The organism is Kribbella sp. NPDC054772 (assembly GCF_053611945.1).
Map to the genome: position 1 here is coordinate 272,029 of NZ_JBSHBJ010000003.1, position 18,395 is coordinate 290,423.

The window sequence follows — 18,395 nt, forward strand, 5'->3', positions numbered from 1 at the left end:
GTACCGGCCCCGGGGCAAACCCGACCAAGGAACCCCAGGGAGCTAGTGCAGCCGGACCCTCGGGTCCAGGACGGCGTAGCCGATGTCGACCAGGATGTTCGCCACCACGACCGCCGCCGACGCGAACAGCACGATGCCGATGATCACCGGCAGGTCCTGCTGGTTGATCGCCACGATGGCCGTCTGCCCCAGCCCGGGCATGCTGAACACGGTCTCGATGACGACCACACCGCCGACCAGCTGACCCAGGTCGATCCCGAACTGCGTGAGCACCGGCGTCAGCGCGCTGCGCAGACCGTGCCGGTAGATCACGCGGCGCTCGCGGATCCCCTTCGAGCGAGCGGTCCGGATGTAGTCCTCGCCGAGCACGTCCAGCATCGAGCCGCGGGTCAGCCGGGTATACGTTGCGGCCAGCAACAAGGCCAGCGCCACCCAGGGCAGGATCAGGTGCTGGAACCACGGACCGATCCCGCTGGTCAGCGGCACATAGCCACCGGCCGGGAACCAGGCGAACCCCGCGACGGTGAGCCGGAAGTACAGGAAGTACAGCAGCAACAGGGCGAGCAGGAACGACGGGAACGAGTAGAAGACCAGCGAGAACAGCGTCAGCCCGCGGTCGGCGAACGTTCGCGGGTGCGTCGCCGAGACCACGCCGTTGAAGATCCCCAGCACCATCCACAGCACGGCGGCGCCGAGAGCCAGTGACAGCGTGATCGGCAGCGCCTGCGCGATGATGTGGGTGACCGACACCTGGTGGTAGTAGTCGTACCCGAGGTTCCCCTTCAACGAGTTGCCGAGGAAGTCCAGGTACTGCCTCCACAAGGGCAGGTCGAGACCCAGACGATGCCTGATCAGCGCGATCGTGTCCGGCGTCGCCTGTCGGCCGGCGAGGGTCTGGGCGACGTTGTTCGGTGCGATGAAGAACAGTCCGAAGACGGCCACCGTGACCAGCCACAGGACCAGGATCCCGTGACCGATCCGGCGCAGCAGGAACCAACCCATGTCAGGTCCGATCCGCGCGGGGGTCGAAGGCGTCCCGGACCCCGTCACCGAAGAGGTTGAAGGCGAGCGTGGTGATCAGCAGGGCCAGCCCCGGGAACAAGATGAACCACCAGGCGGTCGTGTAGTAGTTCTGCGACGTACTGATCATGCCGCCCCAGTCGGCGGTGGGTGGTGGCAGTCCGAGTCCGAGGAACGACAGGGTGGCCTGGACGACGATCACCACCGGGATCAGCAGCGTGGTGTAGACGATCACCGGCGCGAGCACGTTCGGCAGGATGTCGACGAACATGATCCGCCGGTCGCTCGCCCCGAGGGAGCGGGCCGCCTCGACGAACTCACGCTCCCGCAACGTCAGGACCTGGCCGCGGACGATCCGGGCCACCGCCGCCCAGCTGAAGAAGCCGATCACCAGGACCGTGACGGTCAGGCTCGGGCCGGTGATCGCCACCAGCGCGACCGCGACCAGCAGGAACGGCACACACAGGATGACGTCGATCAGCCGCGCCAGAAGCGTGTCGGTGATCCCCCCGAGGAACCCCGCCGCGAGACCCAGCACGACGCCGACGGCGACGGTGATGGCGGTGGCGAGCACACCGACGAGCAGCGAGATCCGGGCGCCGTACGCGATCCGGACCAGGATGTCCCGGCCCAGGTCGTCGGTGCCAAGCCAGAACGTGCCGTTCGGCCCGCGCGGCAACCCGTCCGGAGTCAGCCCGATGTCGCGGTACTGCTCGTTCGGCGGATGGCCCGTGACGGCCGCGAAGACCGGCGCGAAGATCGCCATCAGCACGATCAGCACGATCACGACCAGCGAGATCATCGCGACCTTGTCCTTGCGCAAGCGCCGCATGGCCAGCGAGAACGGACTACGGCCCTCGATCACCCGCGGCTCGTCGAGCACATCGACGAGTTCAATGGTTGAGGTCATGGGGTTTCCCGGTCTGGACTGAGGAGCGGAGGGAGCGAAGCGACTGCAGCGACGAGGGAAGACCGGGAGCCGAGGCCCCAGGACCACGCCGGTGCCGGAGACCCGGCCAAAAGCAGAGTCATGATGCCTTCAAGTCGGGGACTGCGGTGGACAGGTCCTCGCCCACCGTGAGTGGATGGAAGCAGGCCGTGCGGTGCTCGTCGGTGTCGTCGAGTACGGCGATCAGCGGCGGCTCGCTCTGGACGCAGTCGGCCCGGGCTTTCGGGCATCGCGTGTGGAACCTGCACCCCTCCGGTGGGTTCGTCGCGGCGGGAATGTCGCCCCCGAGGATGATTTGCTCGCGGCTGTCGGCGGTGTCCGGGTCCGCCACCGGCAGTGCCGACAGCAGCGCCCGGGTGTACGGGTGCCGGGTCTGCCCGAACAGTTCGTCGGTCGGTGCGAGCTCGACGATCTTGCCCAGGTACATCACCGCGATCCGGTCGCTCACGTGCCGAACCACGGACAGGTCGTGCGTGATGAACACGTACGTCAGGTCGAACTCCTTCTGCAGGTCCCTGAGCAGGTTGATGACCTGGGCCTGGATCGACACGTCCAGTGCGGATACCGGCTCGTCGCAGATCATCAGTTTCGGACGCAGTGCGAGCGCCCGGGCGACCCCGATCCGTTGCCGTTGGCCACCGGAGAACTCGGCCGGGAACCGGTTGTAGTGCTCGGGATTCAGCCCGACCAGCTCCATCAGTTCCTGGACCTTCTTCTTCCGATCGTTGCCCGAGGCAATCTTGTGGATCGCGAACGGGTCGCCGATGATCGAGCCGACCCGGCGCCGCGGGTTGAGCGAGCCGTACGGGTCCTGGAAGATCACCTGGATGTCGCGCCGCAGCGGCCGCATCGACTTCCGGGACAACTTGGTGACGTCGTTCCCCTCGAACCACACCGACCCCGACGTCACGTCGTACAGCCGGGCCATGCAGCGGGCCAGCGTGGACTTGCCGCAGCCGGTCTCGCCGACCAGGCCGAGGGTCTCGCCCTTGTGCACCTCCAGCGTCACGTCGGAGACCGCCTGGACCACTTCGCGGGAGTGGGTCGGGAACTCCTTGCGGACGTGGTCCACCTTGAGCAGTACGTCGTCGTTCACGATGCGGCCGCCTCGGTCTTGTCGTGCGGGAGCCAGCAGGCCGACTGGTGCCGGGGATCGCGGGCGACGTCGGTGAGCGGCGGCACCTCGGTGCGGCATTTGTCGAACGCGTGGTCGCAGCGGGGCGCGAACGGGCAGCCCTTGCGCTCGCCGATCAGGCTCGGTGGCGTCCCCGGGATCGGTGTCAGCCGGTCACCGCTGCGGGCCGGCAACGAGGCCAGCAGGCCCTGCGTGTACGGGTGATGGTTGTGGTAGAAGATCTCCCGGCGCGGCGCCCGCTCCATCACCGAGCCGGCGTACATCACCACCACCTCGTCGGCCATCTCGGCCACCACTCCGAGGTCGTGGGTGATCAGGATGATCGCCGTACCGAACTCCTCCTGGAGCCGGCGCATCACGTTCAGCACCTGGGCCTGCACGGTCACGTCGAGCGCGGTGGTCGGCTCGTCCGCGATCAGCAGCGCCGGGTCAAGGGCCATCGCCATCGCGATCATCACGCGTTGGCGCATCCCGCCGGAGAACTGGTGCGGATAGTCGTCGATGCGTTCCTCCGCGCGCGGGATGCCGACCATCGTCAGCAGCTCGGCGGCCCGCTTCCGGGCCGCCTGCTTGCTGATCTCCAGGTCGTGCGCGCGGATCATCTCGACGATCTGCCAGCCGATCCGGTACAACGGGTGCAGGCTGGACAGCGGATCCTGGAAGATCATTCCGATCTGGGCGCCCCGCAGCCGCCGGAACGTGGCCTCGTCCGCGGTGATCAGGTCCGTCCCGTCGAAGAACGCGGTACCGGACACCTCCGCGCCGCGGGTCAGGCCGGTGATCGTCTGGGTGGCGACGCTCTTGCCGGACCCGGACTCTCCCACGATCGCGAGCGTCTGACCGGCTTCCGCGTCGAACGACACCCCCCGGACGGCACGGACGGTGCCGTCCGGGGTGTCGAAGGAGACCCTGAGGTCCCTTACTTCAAGCAGGGCCATGGGGCCTCCCGTCCTGGACTGAGGAGCGGAGGGAGCGAAGCGACCAGAGCGACGAGGGAAGGACGGGAGTCACAGCCCCGTGGCCCCCGCGCCGGAGGCGCGGCATTCAATACAGCCATGAGGTTGTCAGCCGCCCTGCTTGTCCTTGGTGAGCCAGACGTTCGTCGGATCGAAGCCCTGCAGAGCCGGTACGTAGACGGCGTTCTGCACCTGCGGGGCGTGGTAGTTCGCGTTCTTCGGGTTGGTCAGCGGGTAGAACGGCGCGTCGGCCATCACCTGCGCGTCGGCCTTCGCCCACAGAGCCGCCGTCTGGTCGTCGCTGGTCGCCATCGCGGCCTGCTGGATCATCGTGTTGGTCTGCGGGTTGTTGTACAGCCCGAAGTTGCTGCCGATCGGCGGGAACGACGGCTGCCCGGAGAACAGCGGGTTGAAGAACGACAGGGCCGCGTTGCCGTACCAGTCAGCGCCCCAACCGGCCAGCGAGAGGTCCCAGACGCCGCGTTGCGCGACGGTCGGCACCTGCAGGTACTTCACGTAGAAGTCCGCGTTCGGCGACGGTACGCCGGTCACCGTGATACCCGCCTTGGACAGGTCCTGCTGGATGGTCTGGAATGCCTTGCTGCTGCCCTCGGACGCGTTGCGGTACAGGAACTTCAGCGTCAGGTGCGGGAAGCCCGCCTCCTGCAGCAACTGCTTGGCCTTGTCCACGTTGTACGGATACGGGTCGTTCTGCTTGGAACCGAGGATGTTGTCCGGCAGCACGTGCGTCAGCGGCGGGTTGATCGTCGGACCGCCGATGACCTGGAGGATGTTGGCGCGGTTGATCGCGTAGCTGATCGCCTGCCGCACCTTCACGTTCGCCAGCGCCTTGTTGTTGTTCGGTGACGCGGTGTTGTAGACGACGTACGGATTGCTGGACGCGGTCAGCCCGAGGTTCAGGCCCGGGTCTTTCTTCGCGATCAGGGCCGGCAGCTGCGACGGTGGTGGGGCGATGTCGAACTCGAGGTCCGCGGACGGGGTCCCGGTCTGCAGCTGCTGCTGGATCGAGTCCTGGGCGACCGTCTCGTTGACCAGGATCTTGTCGACGTACGCCTTACGAACCGGGTCGGACGCCGGGTCCCAGGCTGGGTTGCGCGAGTACGAGATCGACTTGGTCGGCACCCAGCTGTCGACCTTGTACGGGCCGTCGGACGGGTAATGGTTCCCGAGCTCGGTGCTGATCGGCAGGTAGTTGAGCGATTCCACGGGCGCCGGCGAGAACGCCGTCAGTGTCAGCATGCCGACGAAGTACGTCGCCGGGTGGACGAGATGGAACTCGACCGTGCTCGCGTCCTTGGCGACCACGCCCGGCAGCGGCGTCTTGTCGATGTACTCCTTGAGGCCCGCGATGGTCTTCGGAGCCTTGGAGAACCCGTCGAGGAACGACTGGTACCCGACCAGCAGGCTGGCGTAGTCCGGAATACCGCCGAAGGGCTGGATCGGGTTCGCGGTCCGCTTCACGCCGCGCACCATGTCCTCCGCGGTCACCGCCCGGGCAGGGCTGGTGTTCCACTTGGCGCCGGGCCGGATCTTGATCGTGTACGTCTTGCCGTCGGCGCTGATCCCGCCGTTCGAGGTGGTCGGGATCTCAGTGGCGAGGTCGGCCACCGGCGTCGTGTTGTCCTTGCCCGGATCGGCCGGGTAGGTGAACAGTTGGCGGCTCCACATCCGCAGGTTCATGTACCCGACCGAGTAATAGCTGATGTTCGGGTCCATATAGTCGACGTCACCCGAGCCGAGCAAGTTCAGGGTGCCACCGGTGACCGGAGTACCGGCTGTGCTGGTGCCGGATCCGGACGGTGTGGTGCCACCACCGCTACAGGCGGCGAGCGCAATGCTCGCCGCGGCGGCAAGAGATAATGCCGCCAGCCGTCTTCTGGCCATTGGTCCTCCTCCGGGACTCGATAGCGCTGAAGTTAGGACTTCCGGGCGCAGCCGGAACCAGCGAGCACGCAACCGTCAAGAGGATGTCAACCACGCCAGGCGAGAACATGACGGATTCATGACAGCCGTAACCCCGCCGGGGCCCTCCGCATGAGCGACACTGTTCCCGTGGCACACAGCCTGTTGCTGGTCGACGACGAGCCGCGGATCCGGCGGGTGCTGCGGCTTGCCCTGGAGGACGAGGGCTATCAGGTCACCGAGGCGGCCAACGGGTACGACGCGTTGGCGGCACTGCGCCGGGAGACTCCGGACGTGGTGCTGCTGGACCTGATGCTGCCGGATCGGGACGGGTTCGCCGTCTGCCGGGAGATCCGGCGCGCGAGCGACGTACCGGTGATCATGGTGACGGCGCGGACGGACAGTCACGACGTGGTCGCCGGGCTGGAGGCCGGCGCGGACGACTACGTGACGAAACCGCTTGTTGCCAAGGAGTTGTCGGCCCGGATCCGGGCGCTGCTGCGGCGGGTCGAGCCGGCCAACGCGCGGCAGGCGAACCTGCTCGAGATCGGTGACCTGCGGATCGACGTACCAGGGGCCGAGGTGACGCGGGACGGCGAACCGTTGTCGCTGACGCGGACCGAGTTCAAGCTGCTGGCCGAGCTGGCTGGTGCCGAGGGCAAGGTGCTGAGCCGGGAGCAGTTGCTGTCGAAGGTCTGGGGGTACGGGTACTTCGGGGACAGCCGGATCGTCGACGTGCACGTCCGGCGGCTCCGGCTGAAGATCGAACGCGACCCGGCCAGCCCGAAGCATCTCGTGACTGCCCGCGGTCTGGGCTACCGACTGGTGAGCTGACCTTGCTGGGCCGGTTCAGCCTGCGGAGCCGCGTGATGCTGGCGTACGGCCTGCTCGCGCTCGGCCTCTCGACGGTGCTGGCGATCGTGACCTGGAAAGTGGTCTCGACCTACCTCACCGACCAGCGCGAGTCGTCGGCGGTGACAGTGACGGCGGACAACGCCGCGGCGCTGCGGTACGGGTTGTTCGGTGCGCCGGTGCCGTGCAGCCCGGGGCACGAACGGGCCGAGTGCAGCGGCCCGACGCTGCAGCCCGGGGTGTCGGTGATCGACGTCATGAACGGCTTGCCGTCGACAGACGCGGCGGCGTCGATGGTGTACATCGAGGACCATTGGTACGCCTTGACCGGCAAACCGTCCGACCTGCCGTCGGACCTGATCCAGACCGCGCTCGCCGGCACCGTCGTACAGCGGCGGATCGAGGTGGGCGGGCGGCCGGTGCTCGCGGTCGGGGTGCCGATGGGGCGCCAGGGTGAGGCGTTCTTCGAGTGGCACCCGCTGACGAGCCTGGACAACACCCTGCGCACGCTGAAGATCACGCTGGTCGCGGCGGCGATCGCGACCGCGTTGATCGGGCTCGCGGTCGGGCGGCTGGCGAGCACCGTGGCGTTGCGGCCGTTGGCCGAGCTGACCCAGGCCGCGGACTCGGTCGCCCGCGGGAAGCTGGACGCGCGGCTGCAGGCGGAGAGTGACAAGGACCTCGGCGGCCTGGCACGGTTGTTCAACCAGACCGCGGCGGACATGGAGCGGCGGGTGGCGGCGGACGCACGGTTCGCCGGCGACGTGAGCCACGAGCTGCGGACGCCGTTGATGACGATGCTGAACTCGATGCAGCTGATCCAGAACCACCGCGCCGAACTCCCCGAGGCGGTGCGGGAGCCGGTCGAACTGCTCGGTGACGACCTGGACCGGTTCCGCCGGCTGGTGATCGACCTGCTGGAGATCTCCCGCGACGACGGTGGCGACCGGGGGAGCCGGGAGATCGTCCGGATCGCCGACCTGGTGCGGGCCGCGGCGGACGCGACCGCCGGACGCGACGTGACCACGGTCGAGCCGGACGCCGAAGGGCTGACGCTGCAGGCCGACAAGCGCCGGCTCGAGCGGGTGATCGCCAACCTGGTCGAGAACGCCGAGGACCATGCCGGTGGTTGCAAGGGCGTCGGTGTCCGGGCCGGTGGCCTGGGGGTCGTGATCACGGTCGACGACGCGGGGCCGGGCGTCCCGGTCGAGGACCGGGCGAGCATCTTCGAACGCTTCGGCCGCGGCGGGACCTCCGGTCGGGGCCGCGGCGTCGGCCTCGGCCTGGCGATCGTCGCCCGGCACGTGCAGTGGCATCACGGCAGCATCCAGGTGACCGACCGTCCGGGCGGCGGCGCACGCTTCGTCGTCGAGCTGCCCGCGAAAATCAGCTGACGGCTGTTGGCCCGCCCGGTTACCTTGGACGTATGGCTACTTGCCTCTGTGTCTAGCTGGCGCACCCGCTTCTACAGGTGAGGTGTGTCGACTAGCTATCACGGAGAGTAACCATCATGATCACCGTTCGCGGTGTAGAACTTCGCGTCGGCGCGCAGCTGCTGCTGACCGACATCTCGTTCACCGTCGGCGTCGGGGACCGCGTCGGACTCGTCGGCCGCAACGGCGCCGGCAAGACCACGCTGCTGAAGACCCTGGCCGGCGAAGAGCGTCCGGCGGCGGGGGACATCGCCGTCACCGGGTCGATCGGCTACCTGCCGCAGGACCCCCGCGCGGCCGATCCCGCGCTCACCGTCACCGACCGGATCCTGTCGGCGCGGCACCTCGACACCGCCGTACGCCGGTTGCGCGAGACCGAGGCGGCGATGAGCACCGCCACCGGCGAGGCGCAGGAGAAGGCGATGGCGGCGTACGCGCGGGCCGAAGCGGAATTCCAGGCCGGCGGTGGTTACGCGGCCGAGGCGGAAGCGGCGCGGCTCGCAGCCGGTGTCGGCCTGCCCAACCGTGCCCTGATGCAGCCGATCGGTCAGCTGTCCGGCGGTCAGCGTCGCCGCGTCGAGCTGGCCCGGATCCTGTTCGCGCAGCACGAGACGCTGCTGCTCGACGAGCCGACCAACCACCTGGACGCCGATTCGGTGCTCTGGCTGCGGCAGTTCCTGCAGTCGTACGCCGGTGGCCTGATCGTGATCAGCCACGACCGCGAGTTGCTCAAGGCAACGGTCAATCGGGTGTTCCACCTGGATCCGCAGCGGCGTACGGTCGACCTGCACAACACCGGCTGGACGAAGTACCTCGAGCAGCTCGACCTGGACGAGCGGCGGCGGCAGCGCGAGCGCGCGGTCGCCGAGCGCAAGGCCTCGGTCCTGCACACGCAGGCGGCGAAGATGCAGGCGAGCGCGGGGACGGCGGTCGCGGCCAAGAACATGGCCCGGCGGGCGGACAAGCTGCTCGCCGGCCTCGAACCGGTCCGCCGGGCCAACCGGGTCGCCAAGATCCGGCTCCCGGCCCCCGCTCCGTCCGGCCGGACCCCGCTGTCCGCGGTCGGCCTGAAGAAAGCGTACGGCGGTCTGCAGGTACTGAACGGTGTCGACCTGGCCGTCGACCGGGGCAGCCGAGTCGTCATCCTCGGGCTGAACGGCGCGGGCAAGACCACGCTGCTCCGGCTGCTCGCGGGCCGCGAACAGCCTGACGAGGGTCACGTCGTACCCGGTCACGGTCTGCGGCTCGGGTATTTCGCCCAGGAGCACGACACGCTGGACCTGGCCGGGACCGTGCGGCAGAACCTGGCGGCGGTCGCGCCCGGCCTGACCGACGGCGAGGTCCGGAACGTGCTCGGCTCGTTCCTGTTCAGCGGTGACGACGTGGACAAGCCGGCCGGCGTCCTGTCCGGTGGCGAGAAGACCCGGCTGGCGCTCGCGGGTCTGGTGCACTCCAGCGCGAACGTGCTGCTGCTGGACGAGCCGACCAACAACCTCGACCTGGCCTCGCGGGACGAGGTCCTGGGCGCGGTCGGCAGCTACCCGGGCGCGATCGTGATGGTCACCCACGACGAGGGGGCCATCGAGGCGCTCCGCCCGGACCGGGTGCTGATCCTCCCCGACGGCACCGAGGACCTCTGGTCGGACGACTACCTGGACCTGGTGTCCCTCGCGTGAGTCAACCCATGGGTTGAGACCCGGTTCCACCCGGGTCTCACCTCGGGGCTGACGTTCCGGACGGCCGATCCGAGGAGTGTTGTCACCAACAACAACTCCTCCGAAAGGACCCCGAAATGTCGACCGTGATCGGAATCCTGCTGGGCCTGCTGGTGCTGTTCCGGGTCGTCGGCCGCCAGGTGACCGGCTCGCTCGTCACCCGGCGGTCGCTGTTCCTGATGCCCGGGATCCTGCTGTGCTACGGGCTGCTGACGATCTGGTCCGCGATCCACACCGCGACCACCGGTCAGCTCGCCTTCCTCGCTCTCGACTGCGTCCTGCTGATCGGCTTCGGGATCGCCCGGGGCGCGAGCATCCGCCTGACCCAGACCGACGAGGGCCTGTTCCAGAAGGGCACCGCCGCGACCCTGGTGCTCTGGCTGGTGACCATCGCGCTGCGCGTCGGTACGTCGTTCGCGGCGGCCGCGCTGTGGCCGCACAACACCTTCAGCCAGGCCACGCTGGTGCTGACCGTCGGCGTCACGATCGCCGCTCAGAACGCGATGATCTACCGCCGCTCGCAGGCGCTGAACATCCCGTTCGCCGTCGAGCGGGCATGATGACTTCATGAGGTGGACGCTGGGAGACCAGTTCCGGGACGAGCCCGTGGCTGGTCTCCTGCTGCGTGCGGTCCCGAGTGTGCTGACGATCATCTCGGTCGCGCTCGCCGCCCGGAACCACGACCAGCACCGGTTCCCGTACGCCGTGATCCTCGTCCTCGGCCTGATCGTTGTGGTCAGCAACATCTCGACCCTCTGGCTCCGGTACGGCGAGCCGCTCGGGCGCGCCGGCTACGGCCTACTGGTGTTCGTGATCTCCGGTTCGCTGCTCTGGTACGCGCTGCCGGAGAGCGTGATGATCGTGGCCCCGTTCTGGGCCACCCGGTCCGCGGTCAGGTACTACAAACCCGACCGGCTCGCCTGGGCGATCGTCGGAGTTGGCATCCTTGGAGCGAGCCTGCCGCTGTACGCCACGAGCCGGTCGTGGACCGCCGCGTTCGGGTCGGTGTTCGGAGTGATCGCACTGACGTTCGCGTCGATCAACCGGCGGACCCGCGAGCAGCAGTTGGAGGACCTCGAGGTGTCGCTGGCGCGCAAGCAGGCCGCGATCGAGGAGCACGAGCGGGCCGCGGCCCTGGCCGAGCGGGCCCGCATCGCGCGCGACGTGCACGACGTACTCGCGCACTCCCTGGCCGGGCTTTCGCTGAGTCTGCAGGGGGCGCGGTTGATGCTGGTGCGGGACGGGGCGTCGCCCGAGGCGATCGAGCAGGTGACGCGGGCGCAGGGGCTGGCCGCCAACGGGTTGGCCGAGGCGCGGCGGGCGGTGGCGGCGTTGCGGGACGACGCGGTTCCCGACGTACGGGCGCTGGCGGATCTTGTGGCGGCGTACCGGCTGGAGACCCAGGCGGCGGGGGAGTTCGTGGTCGAGGGGGACGAGCGGGAGTTGTCGGGTGATGTGATGGGCACGCTGTACCGGACCCTGCAGGAGGCGCTGGCGAACACCCGGAAGCACGCGCCGGGCGCGGCGGTGCGAGTGGAGCTGGCGTACGGCGATCCGCTGCGGCTGACCGTGGAGGATCAGCAGGGGAAGCGGCCGGAACGGGCGGCGCCGGGTGGCTACGGTCTGCTCGGGATGCGGGAACGGGCCGACCTGGCCGGTGGATCATTGGAAGCCGGCCCGACGTCGACGGGCTGGCGGGTCGAGCTGAAGGTGCCGGCATGAGTGTGCGAGTGGTGGTCGCGGACGATCAGACCGTGGTGCGGGACGGGCTGGTGACGCTGCTCAAGTTGCTGCCCGGGATCGACGTGGTCGCGGCGGCGTCGGACGGGCGGGAAGCCGTTCAGCTGGTGGCCGAGCACGATCCCGACGTACTGCTGGTGGATCTGCGGATGCCGACGATGGACGGAGTGGAGGCGACGGGCCTGGTACGGACCGAGCATCCGCGGACGGAGGTCGTCGTACTCACGACGTACAGCGACGACGACTCGGTGTTGTCCGCGCTGCGAGCCGGGGCGCGCGGGTTCCTCACCAAGGACGCCGACGCCGAGTCGATCGGCCGCGCGCTCGAGGCGGCCGCCGCGGGTCAGTCGATCCTCGACGCCGACGTCCAACGCCGCCTGATCGAAGGCACCACCTCCACCTCACGGCCGGTCGACGCCTCCGACTCGGGTCTCACTCCGCGCGAACTGGAAGTACTCCGCCTGATCGCCGAGGGCCTGTCCAACACCGAGATCGCCCGCCAACTGGTCGTCAGCGAAGCCACCGTCAAGACCCACATCAACCACCTCTTCGCCAAAGCCAACCTCCGCGACCGAGCCCAAGCCGTCGCCTACGCCTACCGCCTCGGCCTCGCCTGACCTTCCTGCGCCTGGCCTTCCTGCACCTGATCGTTTTGCGACTGGGTTGCATGTGGGGAGGGGTGGGCGTTTACTGGCGGGTTGTGAGGCGGATGGGGATTACCGGGCGGGAGTGGGGCTCGGTGGGGGCGATGGCTGGGTTTGTGCTGTTGCTGCATCTGGTGGGGTGGGGAGTGCTGGCGCTGGTGGTGGCGCCGCGGCATTACCTGTTGGGGTCGGCCGGGGTGTTCGGGGTCGGGCTGGGCGTCACGGCGTACACGCTGGGGATGCGGCACGCGTTCGACGCTGACCACATCGCGGCGATCGACAACACCACGCGGAAGCTGATGGCCGACGGGCGGCGGCCGTTGTCGGTGGGGTTCTGGTTCTCGCTCGGGCACTCGACCGTGGTGTTCGTGCTGTGCTTCCTGCTCGGGCTCGGCGTCCGTACGCTGGCCGGCCAGGTCGCCGACGACTCGTCCCGCCTGCAACACATCACCGGCCTCGTCGGTACGGCGGTCTCCGGCGTCTTCCTGTACCTGATCGCGGCCCTCAACCTGGTGGTCCTGGTCGCGGTGCTCAAGGTCTTCCGCCGGATGCGCACCGGCGAGTACGACGAGGCGTCGCTCGAGCACCACCTCGATCAGCGTGGCTTCCTGAACCGCATCCTGGCCGGCGTCACGAAGGCGGTCAGCCGCCCGTGGCAGATGTACCCGATCGGCATCCTCTTCGGCCTCGGTTTCGACACCGCGACCGAGGTCAGCCTGCTCGTCCTGGCCGGTGGCGCCGCCGCGTTCAGCCTGCCCTGGTACGCCGTTCTGACGCTGCCGATCCTGTTCGCGGCCGGGATGAGTCTGCTCGACACGATCGACGGCTGCCTGATGAACTTCGCCTACGGCTGGGCGTTCGCGAAACCGGTCCGCAAGGTCTACTACAACATCACCATCACCGGCCTGTCGGTCGCCGTGGCGCTGGTGATCGGCAGCATCGAACTGATCTCGATCCTCACCGACAGGCTGCACATCGAGCACGGTCCGCTGGCCGCGATCGCCGCCGTCGACCTGAACTACGTCGGCTACGCGATCGTCGGGCTGTTCGTCGTCACCTGGCTGGTCGCGCAGGCGATCTGGAAGTACGGCCGGATCGAAGAGAAGTGGACCGTGAACCACCCCGTGCACTGAAGGTCACGGTTGCCCGGCGCGGTGTGATGGCTTACCGTGAACATATGAAGAGTTCTGCAGATGTGCAGCACGACTCCTGCAACGTCCGTCTGGTCGACCCGGAGCGGGTGGCGAGCGTCCATGCCAGGATGCCCGGCGAGGACGACATCGTCGACACCGCCGACGTGTTCAGCCTGCTCGGCGATCCGCGGCGGCTGAAGCTGCTGGTCGCCCTGCTCGACGGGGAGCTGTGCGTCTGCGATCTGGCCGCGATCACGGGGCTGAGCGAGTCCGCCACGTCGCATGCGCTGCGGCTGCTGCGGGCGCACCGCGTGGTCGGCGTACGGCGGGATGGGCGGAACGCGTTCTACCGGCTGGACGACGCGCACGTGCGGATGCTGCTGGATCTCGCGGTCGCGCACACCGAGCACACCGACGCGATCCACCCGGAGAGGGCCGACTCGTGAGCGCGGGACATGGGCACGGCCACGGGGTCTCCGCGGCCGCGGACAAGAAGCTGTTGAGCGGTGCGCTCGCTCTGATCGTCGGCTTCATGGCCGCCGAGGTCGTGGTGGGTCTCGCGGCCGGATCGCTGGCCCTGGTCACGGACGCCGCGCACATGCTGACCGACGCGATCGCCATCGGGCTGGCGTTGCTGGCGATCCGGCTCGCGGCGAAACCACCGGCCGGCGGGTTCACCTACGGCTTCAAGCGGGTCGAGATCCTCTCCGCGCAGGCCAACGGCATCACGCTGCTCCTGCTTGCGGTGTACTTCGTCTACGAGGCCGTCAGCCGGATGATCCACCCGCCGGAGGTGAAGGGTGGGCTCGTCCTGGTCACCGGCCTGGTCGGCATCGTGGTGAACCTGCTCGCCACCTGGCTGATCAGCAAGGCGAACCGTTCCAGCCTGAACGTCGAGGGCGCGTTCCAGCACATCCTGAACGACCTGTTCGCGTTCATCGCGACCGCGATCGCCGGTCTCGTCGTCCTGCTCACCGGCTTCGCCCGCGCCGACGCGATCGCCGCGCTGGTGGTCGCCGCGCTGATGCTCAAGGCCGGGATCTCACTCGTCCGCGACTCCGGCCGGATCTTCCTCGAGGCCGCCCCGAGCGCGATCGACCCGCAGGCGCTCGGCGCCGAGCTGTGCGCGATCGACGGGGTGGTCGAGGTGCACGACCTGCACGTCTGGGAGATCACCTCCGGCGAGCCGGCGGCCTCCGCGCACATCCTGGTTGCCCAGGGCCTCGACTGTCATCAGATCCGGGTCCGGATCGAGCAGTTGCTTGCCGACCGCCACCACCTGACGCATTCCACGCTCCAGGTCGACCACGCGACCGGCGACGAGCCGTCGGCCCACTGCAGCGACTCGCACGGGACGGTCCACCGGTCGGTCACAACCGCTGGGCAAGCACCTGACCCGGCCAGTCCGGCTCATTGACCCGCGGTACGGCGAACGCGACGTCCCGCGTGAACCCCTGCCGCTCGTAGTACCGGACGAGCGCACCGTCGCCGCCCGCGAAACAGTCGACGCGGAGCAGGTGTACGCCGTCCGCGCGGGCCAGCTCGCGGGCGTGGTCGAGCAGTACGCCGCCGATGTTCTGCCCGGCCGAGGCGCGGTCCGTGACGAGCAACCGGACGTACAGCTCGGGCTCGGTTGCCGGCGGCACGTACTCCATCGCGGCCCCGACCGCGAGCGCGCCGACGACGTGATCATTCGTTTGAGCGACCCACAATCCGCCGTCGTCGGCGAACCCGGTGATCTGCTGGACCCGCCGCGGGCTCGTCGAATGGGGCGCCGTACCCCATTGCTCCGTCCGGCCGCGGGCAACCAGCCATTTCGTTGCCCCGTCGAGAAGGGCCAGCACCGCCGGTACGTCGTCCCGCCCGGCCCGGCGGATCATCATCTGCACGATCCCAGAATAAATTGACCGAAGATGTCGAAAGGCCGTCGGCAGCCTCTACCTAGGCGTGTAGAGAGGAGCTCACGATGAGCAAGAAGACCGGAAAGCTGGACCAGACGTTCACCGCGCCGCTGCTGAAGAGCGACGCCAAGGGCGGCTGGACCTACCTGCAGATGCCGGGTTCGGCGGAGTACTTCGGGACGCGCGGGCTGGTGAAGGTCCGCGGCACGATGGACGGGCACCCGTTCGAGAGCTCGTTCATGGCGCTCGGTGACGGCACCCACAAACTGCCCGTGAAGGGCGAGCTGCGCGGCCTGCTCGGCAAACAGCCGGGGGAGGACGTCACCGTGCATCTGGAGGAACGTCTCGGCTGACAGTGACTTCCATTTGATCTGAGATCACCGTCACAGTCGGTCATGTTCTGAGTAAGGACTCTGTGAAGAATCGATCCTGACGGGCTGCCGGGGTGGGGATCCTCGCGGGCCGGACCGTACCTTCGATTCTTGGGTGGTCCGTCGAAGTCAGGAGTGAACGAAGTGCTACGGGGCTCACGGGGCGTGCCGTCGGCATGCCCACCACCAGCGGATCCGGTCGCACTGTGATCACGCTGAACAAGATTCTCGGTGTCGCCGGGCTGGTGCTCCTGTTCGGTGGGGCGCTGCTCGGTTTCCGGTCGGTCTCGGCGAGCGGGACGGACTGCGGGTCGGCGTTCCAGCCGGCCGGCGGCATCACGCCGATGTCCTGCGACAACGCGCTGAACGGCGCCAGCACCCTGGTCACGGTCGTGATCAGTGCCGGCGTCCTGTGCCTGATCGCGGCCGTCGCGGTCAAGGTGGTCCGCGACCGCAGCACCGCGAAGGTCGCCGCCTGACCCGGGACGCCTGAATCCGGGTGCACTGACTTCGGTGGGCTGAATTCCTTTGCGGAGCCTGACCCGGTGCGACAAGGTGCCGGAGTGACGATCGAACCGTTTCGGCTGGACGTGCCCGACAGCGAGCTGGACGACCTGCGCCGGCGCTTGGAGCTAGTGCGCTGGCCTGACGAGATGCCGGGCGCCGGGTGGTCCCGCGGCGTACCGCTGGGCTATCTCCAGGAGCTGGTCGAGTACTGGCGGGACTCCTACGACTGGCGCGCCGCCGAGGCGCGGTTGAACGAGTGGCCGCAGTACACGACCACGATCGACGGTGCGCGGATCCATTTCGCGCACATCCCGTCGCCGGACCCAGAGGCGATCCCTCTTGTCCTCACCCATGGCTGGCCGGGCTCGATCGTCGAGTTCACCGAGGTCGCCGGGATGCTCAGCGACTTCCACCTCGTCCTCCCGACGATTCCCGGCTTCACGCTGTCCGGCCCGACCCCCGAACCCGGCTGGGAGTTCAAGCGGGTGGCGCGCGCGTGGACCGAGCTGACCACCCGGCTCGGCTACCAGCGGTACGGCGTACAGGGCGGCGACTGGGGTGCGGCGATCTCCCGGGAGGTCGGGCGGATCGATCCCGGGCGCGTGATCGGCGTACACCTCAACCTGATCCCGGGTGCGGGCGCGAGCTCCGAGCCGACGCCGGAGGAACTCGCGCCGCTCGACCTGGCCGAGCGGGAGCGGACCTGGGCGTCGTGGCGCCGGCAGCAGGAGTTCGCGACCGAGCAGCAGGGGTACGCCGATCTGCAGTCGACGCGCCCGCAGACTCTCGCCTACGCGCTGACCGACTCGCCGGTCGGGCAGCTGGCGTGGATCGCGGAGAAGTTCGCGACCTGGACCGATCCGGCGCGCCCGGTCGATCGCGACGCACTGCTCACCAACGTCATGCTCTACTGGCTCACCCGGACCGCGGGATCGGCCGGCGCGATCTACTACGAACGCGCGCACGCGCCGTACTGGGGGCAACCGGCCGAACCGTCGCGGACGCCGACCGCGCTGCTCGACCTGGCGCACGAGAACTTCATCCCGCTGCGGCACAAGGTTGCCGACAGCGACAACATCGTCCGCTGGACCAGCCATCCCCACGGCGGCCACTTCGCCGCGCTCGAACAGCCTGAGGCCTTGGCCGCGGACATCCGGGCGTTCTTCAGGGCTTGAGTACGACCTTCCCCGTGGTCCGGCGGGCGAGGAGGTCCTCGTGTGAGCGGCGTGCCTGCTCGAGCGGGTACTCCGCGCCGACCAGTGGGTGGAGTTTGCCGGCGGCCGTCAGAGCGAGGAGTTCGGTGAGCGGTTCGACGTACCCGCCTGGGAGTTCCATCGCCGGGACCAGCCAGAAGCCGGCGACCGAAAGGTTGCGCTGGGCAAGCGCGCTCGGGTCGACCGCGGGCCGGCCCTCACGACCGGCGTTGCCGTAGTTGACCAGGCGGCCGAAGCCGGCGAGACAGTCGAGCCCGGCCAGCATCGTCGGGCCGCCGGTCGAGTCCAGTACGACGTCCACCCCGCCCGCGGCCACTGCCCGGATCCGGTCCGCGTAGCCGTTCGGATTGTTGTCCACGGCAACGTCGGCGCCGAGCTGCAGCGCCAGCTCGCGCTTGGCGGGCGTGGAGGCGGTCGCGATCACCTGACCGGCGCCGAAGTGCTTGGCGAGCTGGACCGCCAGCGAGCCGACGCCGCCGGCGGCCGCGTTCACCAGTACGGACTCTCCGGCCCCGAGGCGCGCGCTGTTCCGCAGTACGTGCCAGGCCGTCAGTCCTTGGATCAGCACCGCGAGTGCCTGCCCGTCGCTCACCCCGTCCGGTACGTCGACCACGCGGTGCGCGGGCGCAAGCGCGAACTCGGCGTACCCACCTCCGGTCTCGAAGATGGGGGAGAGGATCCGGCGGCCGGTGTCCGTGCGACCGACGATCTCGACGCCGGGGACGAACGGCAGCGTCACGCCGCCGCGGTAGGAGCCGTCGGTGCGATGGGTGTCGGCGAAGTTCACCCCGGCCGCGCTCACCGCGACGAGCAGCTGGCCGGGGCCGGCGACCGGCGGGTCGAGTTCGGTCGGGACGAGGACTTCGGGGCCACCGAACTCGGTGACCTGGATGGCGCGCATC

The 18,395-nt window shown here is 68.9% G+C and carries 19 protein-coding genes; 12 read left to right on the forward strand and 7 right to left on the reverse strand.

All coding sequences use genetic code 11. The annotated features are described in order from the left end of the window. Window positions 1-42: 42 nt before the first annotated feature. The 5 genes from ACWGID_RS06790 to ACWGID_RS06810 form a co-directional block, all read right to left on the reverse strand. A complete protein-coding gene (locus tag ACWGID_RS06790) occupies window positions 43-1,002 on the reverse strand; it encodes an ABC transporter permease (RefSeq protein WP_452195168.1) in 960 nt (319 codons plus the stop codon). Window position 1,003: 1 nt separating this feature from the next. Beyond that, entirely contained in the window at window positions 1,004-1,930 is a 927-nt protein-coding gene (locus tag ACWGID_RS06795; protein WP_452195169.1) for an ABC transporter permease, read from the reverse strand. 118 nt (window positions 1,931-2,048) lie between these two features. Then, a complete protein-coding gene (locus tag ACWGID_RS06800) occupies window positions 2,049-3,065 on the reverse strand; it encodes an ABC transporter ATP-binding protein (RefSeq protein ID WP_452195171.1) in 1,017 nt (338 codons plus the stop codon). After that, complete coding sequence (locus ACWGID_RS06805) at window positions 3,062-4,042, reverse strand: ABC transporter ATP-binding protein (RefSeq protein WP_452195172.1); 981 nt, start codon at window positions 4,040-4,042, stop codon at window positions 3,062-3,064. Before ACWGID_RS06805 ends, ACWGID_RS06800 begins: the two co-directional genes overlap by 4 nt. 126 nt (window positions 4,043-4,168) lie before the next feature. Continuing rightward, window positions 4,169-5,965: an ABC transporter substrate-binding protein gene (locus tag ACWGID_RS06810; protein WP_452195174.1), complete on the reverse strand. Its 1,797-nt coding sequence runs from the start codon at window positions 5,963-5,965 to the stop codon at window positions 4,169-4,171. Window positions 5,966-6,133: 168 nt separating this feature from the next. Here ACWGID_RS06810 and ACWGID_RS06815 point away from each other — a divergent pair, with 168 nt between their 5' ends. The 9 genes from ACWGID_RS06815 (at window position 6,134) to ACWGID_RS06855 (ending at window position 14,917) form a co-directional block, all read left to right on the forward strand. Beyond that, window positions 6,134-6,817, forward strand: coding sequence for a response regulator (locus ACWGID_RS06815; RefSeq protein WP_452195176.1), 684 nt, complete (start codon window positions 6,134-6,136; stop codon window positions 6,815-6,817). Between the two features lie 2 nt (window positions 6,818-6,819). Then, the gene (locus ACWGID_RS06820) at window positions 6,820-8,229 is read left to right on the forward strand and encodes an ATP-binding protein (RefSeq protein ID WP_452195178.1); all 1,410 of its coding nucleotides are present in this window, start codon (window positions 6,820-6,822) and stop codon (window positions 8,227-8,229) included. A 116-nt stretch (window positions 8,230-8,345) separates the two neighbouring features. Next, entirely contained in the window at window positions 8,346-9,944 is a 1,599-nt protein-coding gene (locus tag ACWGID_RS06825) for an ABC-F family ATP-binding cassette domain-containing protein (RefSeq protein ID WP_452195179.1), read from the forward strand. A 116-nt stretch (window positions 9,945-10,060) separates the two neighbouring features. Next, the gene (locus ACWGID_RS06830) at window positions 10,061-10,543 is read left to right on the forward strand and encodes a hypothetical protein (protein WP_452195180.1); all 483 of its coding nucleotides are present in this window, start codon (window positions 10,061-10,063) and stop codon (window positions 10,541-10,543) included. A gap of 7 nt (window positions 10,544-10,550) precedes the next feature. Beyond that, entirely contained in the window at window positions 10,551-11,705 is a 1,155-nt protein-coding gene (locus tag ACWGID_RS06835; protein WP_452195182.1) for a sensor histidine kinase, read from the forward strand. Beyond that, the gene (locus ACWGID_RS06840; protein WP_452195184.1) at window positions 11,702-12,340 is read left to right on the forward strand and encodes a response regulator; all 639 of its coding nucleotides are present in this window, start codon (window positions 11,702-11,704) and stop codon (window positions 12,338-12,340) included. Before ACWGID_RS06835 ends, ACWGID_RS06840 begins: the two co-directional genes overlap by 4 nt. A 131-nt stretch (window positions 12,341-12,471) precedes the next feature. Beyond that, window positions 12,472-13,500 carry a HoxN/HupN/NixA family nickel/cobalt transporter gene (locus tag ACWGID_RS06845; RefSeq protein WP_452195185.1) on the forward strand — a complete coding sequence of 343 codons (1,029 nt, stop codon included), beginning with the start codon at window positions 12,472-12,474 and terminating at the stop codon, window positions 13,498-13,500. Window positions 13,501-13,544: 44 nt separating this feature from the next. Next, a complete protein-coding gene (locus ACWGID_RS06850; protein WP_452195187.1) occupies window positions 13,545-13,946 on the forward strand; it encodes an ArsR/SmtB family transcription factor in 402 nt (133 codons plus the stop codon). Beyond that, window positions 13,943-14,917, forward strand: a complete 975-nt coding sequence (locus ACWGID_RS06855; RefSeq protein WP_452195189.1) for a cation diffusion facilitator family transporter — start codon at window positions 13,943-13,945, stop codon at window positions 14,915-14,917. Before ACWGID_RS06850 ends, ACWGID_RS06855 begins: the two co-directional genes overlap by 4 nt. Here ACWGID_RS06855 and ACWGID_RS06860 read toward each other — a convergent pair. Further along, window positions 14,871-15,383, reverse strand: coding sequence for an N-acetyltransferase family protein (locus ACWGID_RS06860; protein WP_452195606.1), 513 nt, complete (start codon window positions 15,381-15,383; stop codon window positions 14,871-14,873). The two genes, ACWGID_RS06855 and ACWGID_RS06860, sit on opposite strands and share 47 nt — an antisense overlap. Window positions 15,384-15,466: 83 nt before the next feature. Between ACWGID_RS06860 and ACWGID_RS06865 the strand changes: the two genes are divergently transcribed. The 3 genes from ACWGID_RS06865 to ACWGID_RS06875 all read left to right on the forward strand — a co-directional run bounded on the left by ACWGID_RS06865 (window position 15,467) and on the right by ACWGID_RS06875 (window position 17,454). Beyond that, window positions 15,467-15,754 carry a DUF1905 domain-containing protein gene (locus ACWGID_RS06865; protein WP_452195191.1) on the forward strand — a complete coding sequence of 96 codons (288 nt, stop codon included), beginning with the start codon at window positions 15,467-15,469 and terminating at the stop codon, window positions 15,752-15,754. Window positions 15,755-15,978: 224 nt separating this feature from the next. After that, window positions 15,979-16,251, forward strand: coding sequence for a hypothetical protein (locus tag ACWGID_RS06870; protein WP_452195192.1), 273 nt, complete (start codon window positions 15,979-15,981; stop codon window positions 16,249-16,251). A gap of 84 nt (window positions 16,252-16,335) precedes the next feature. Continuing rightward, on the forward strand, window positions 16,336-17,454 hold the full coding sequence (locus ACWGID_RS06875) for an epoxide hydrolase family protein (protein WP_452195194.1): 1,119 nt from the start codon (window positions 16,336-16,338) through the stop codon (window positions 17,452-17,454). On the opposite strand, the gene ACWGID_RS06880 is transcribed toward ACWGID_RS06875, so the two are convergent. After that, window positions 17,444-18,394 carry a quinone oxidoreductase family protein gene (locus ACWGID_RS06880; protein WP_452195196.1) on the reverse strand — a complete coding sequence of 317 codons (951 nt, stop codon included), beginning with the start codon at window positions 18,392-18,394 and terminating at the stop codon, window positions 17,444-17,446. The two genes, ACWGID_RS06875 and ACWGID_RS06880, sit on opposite strands and share 11 nt — an antisense overlap. Window position 18,395: the final 1 nt, after the last annotated feature.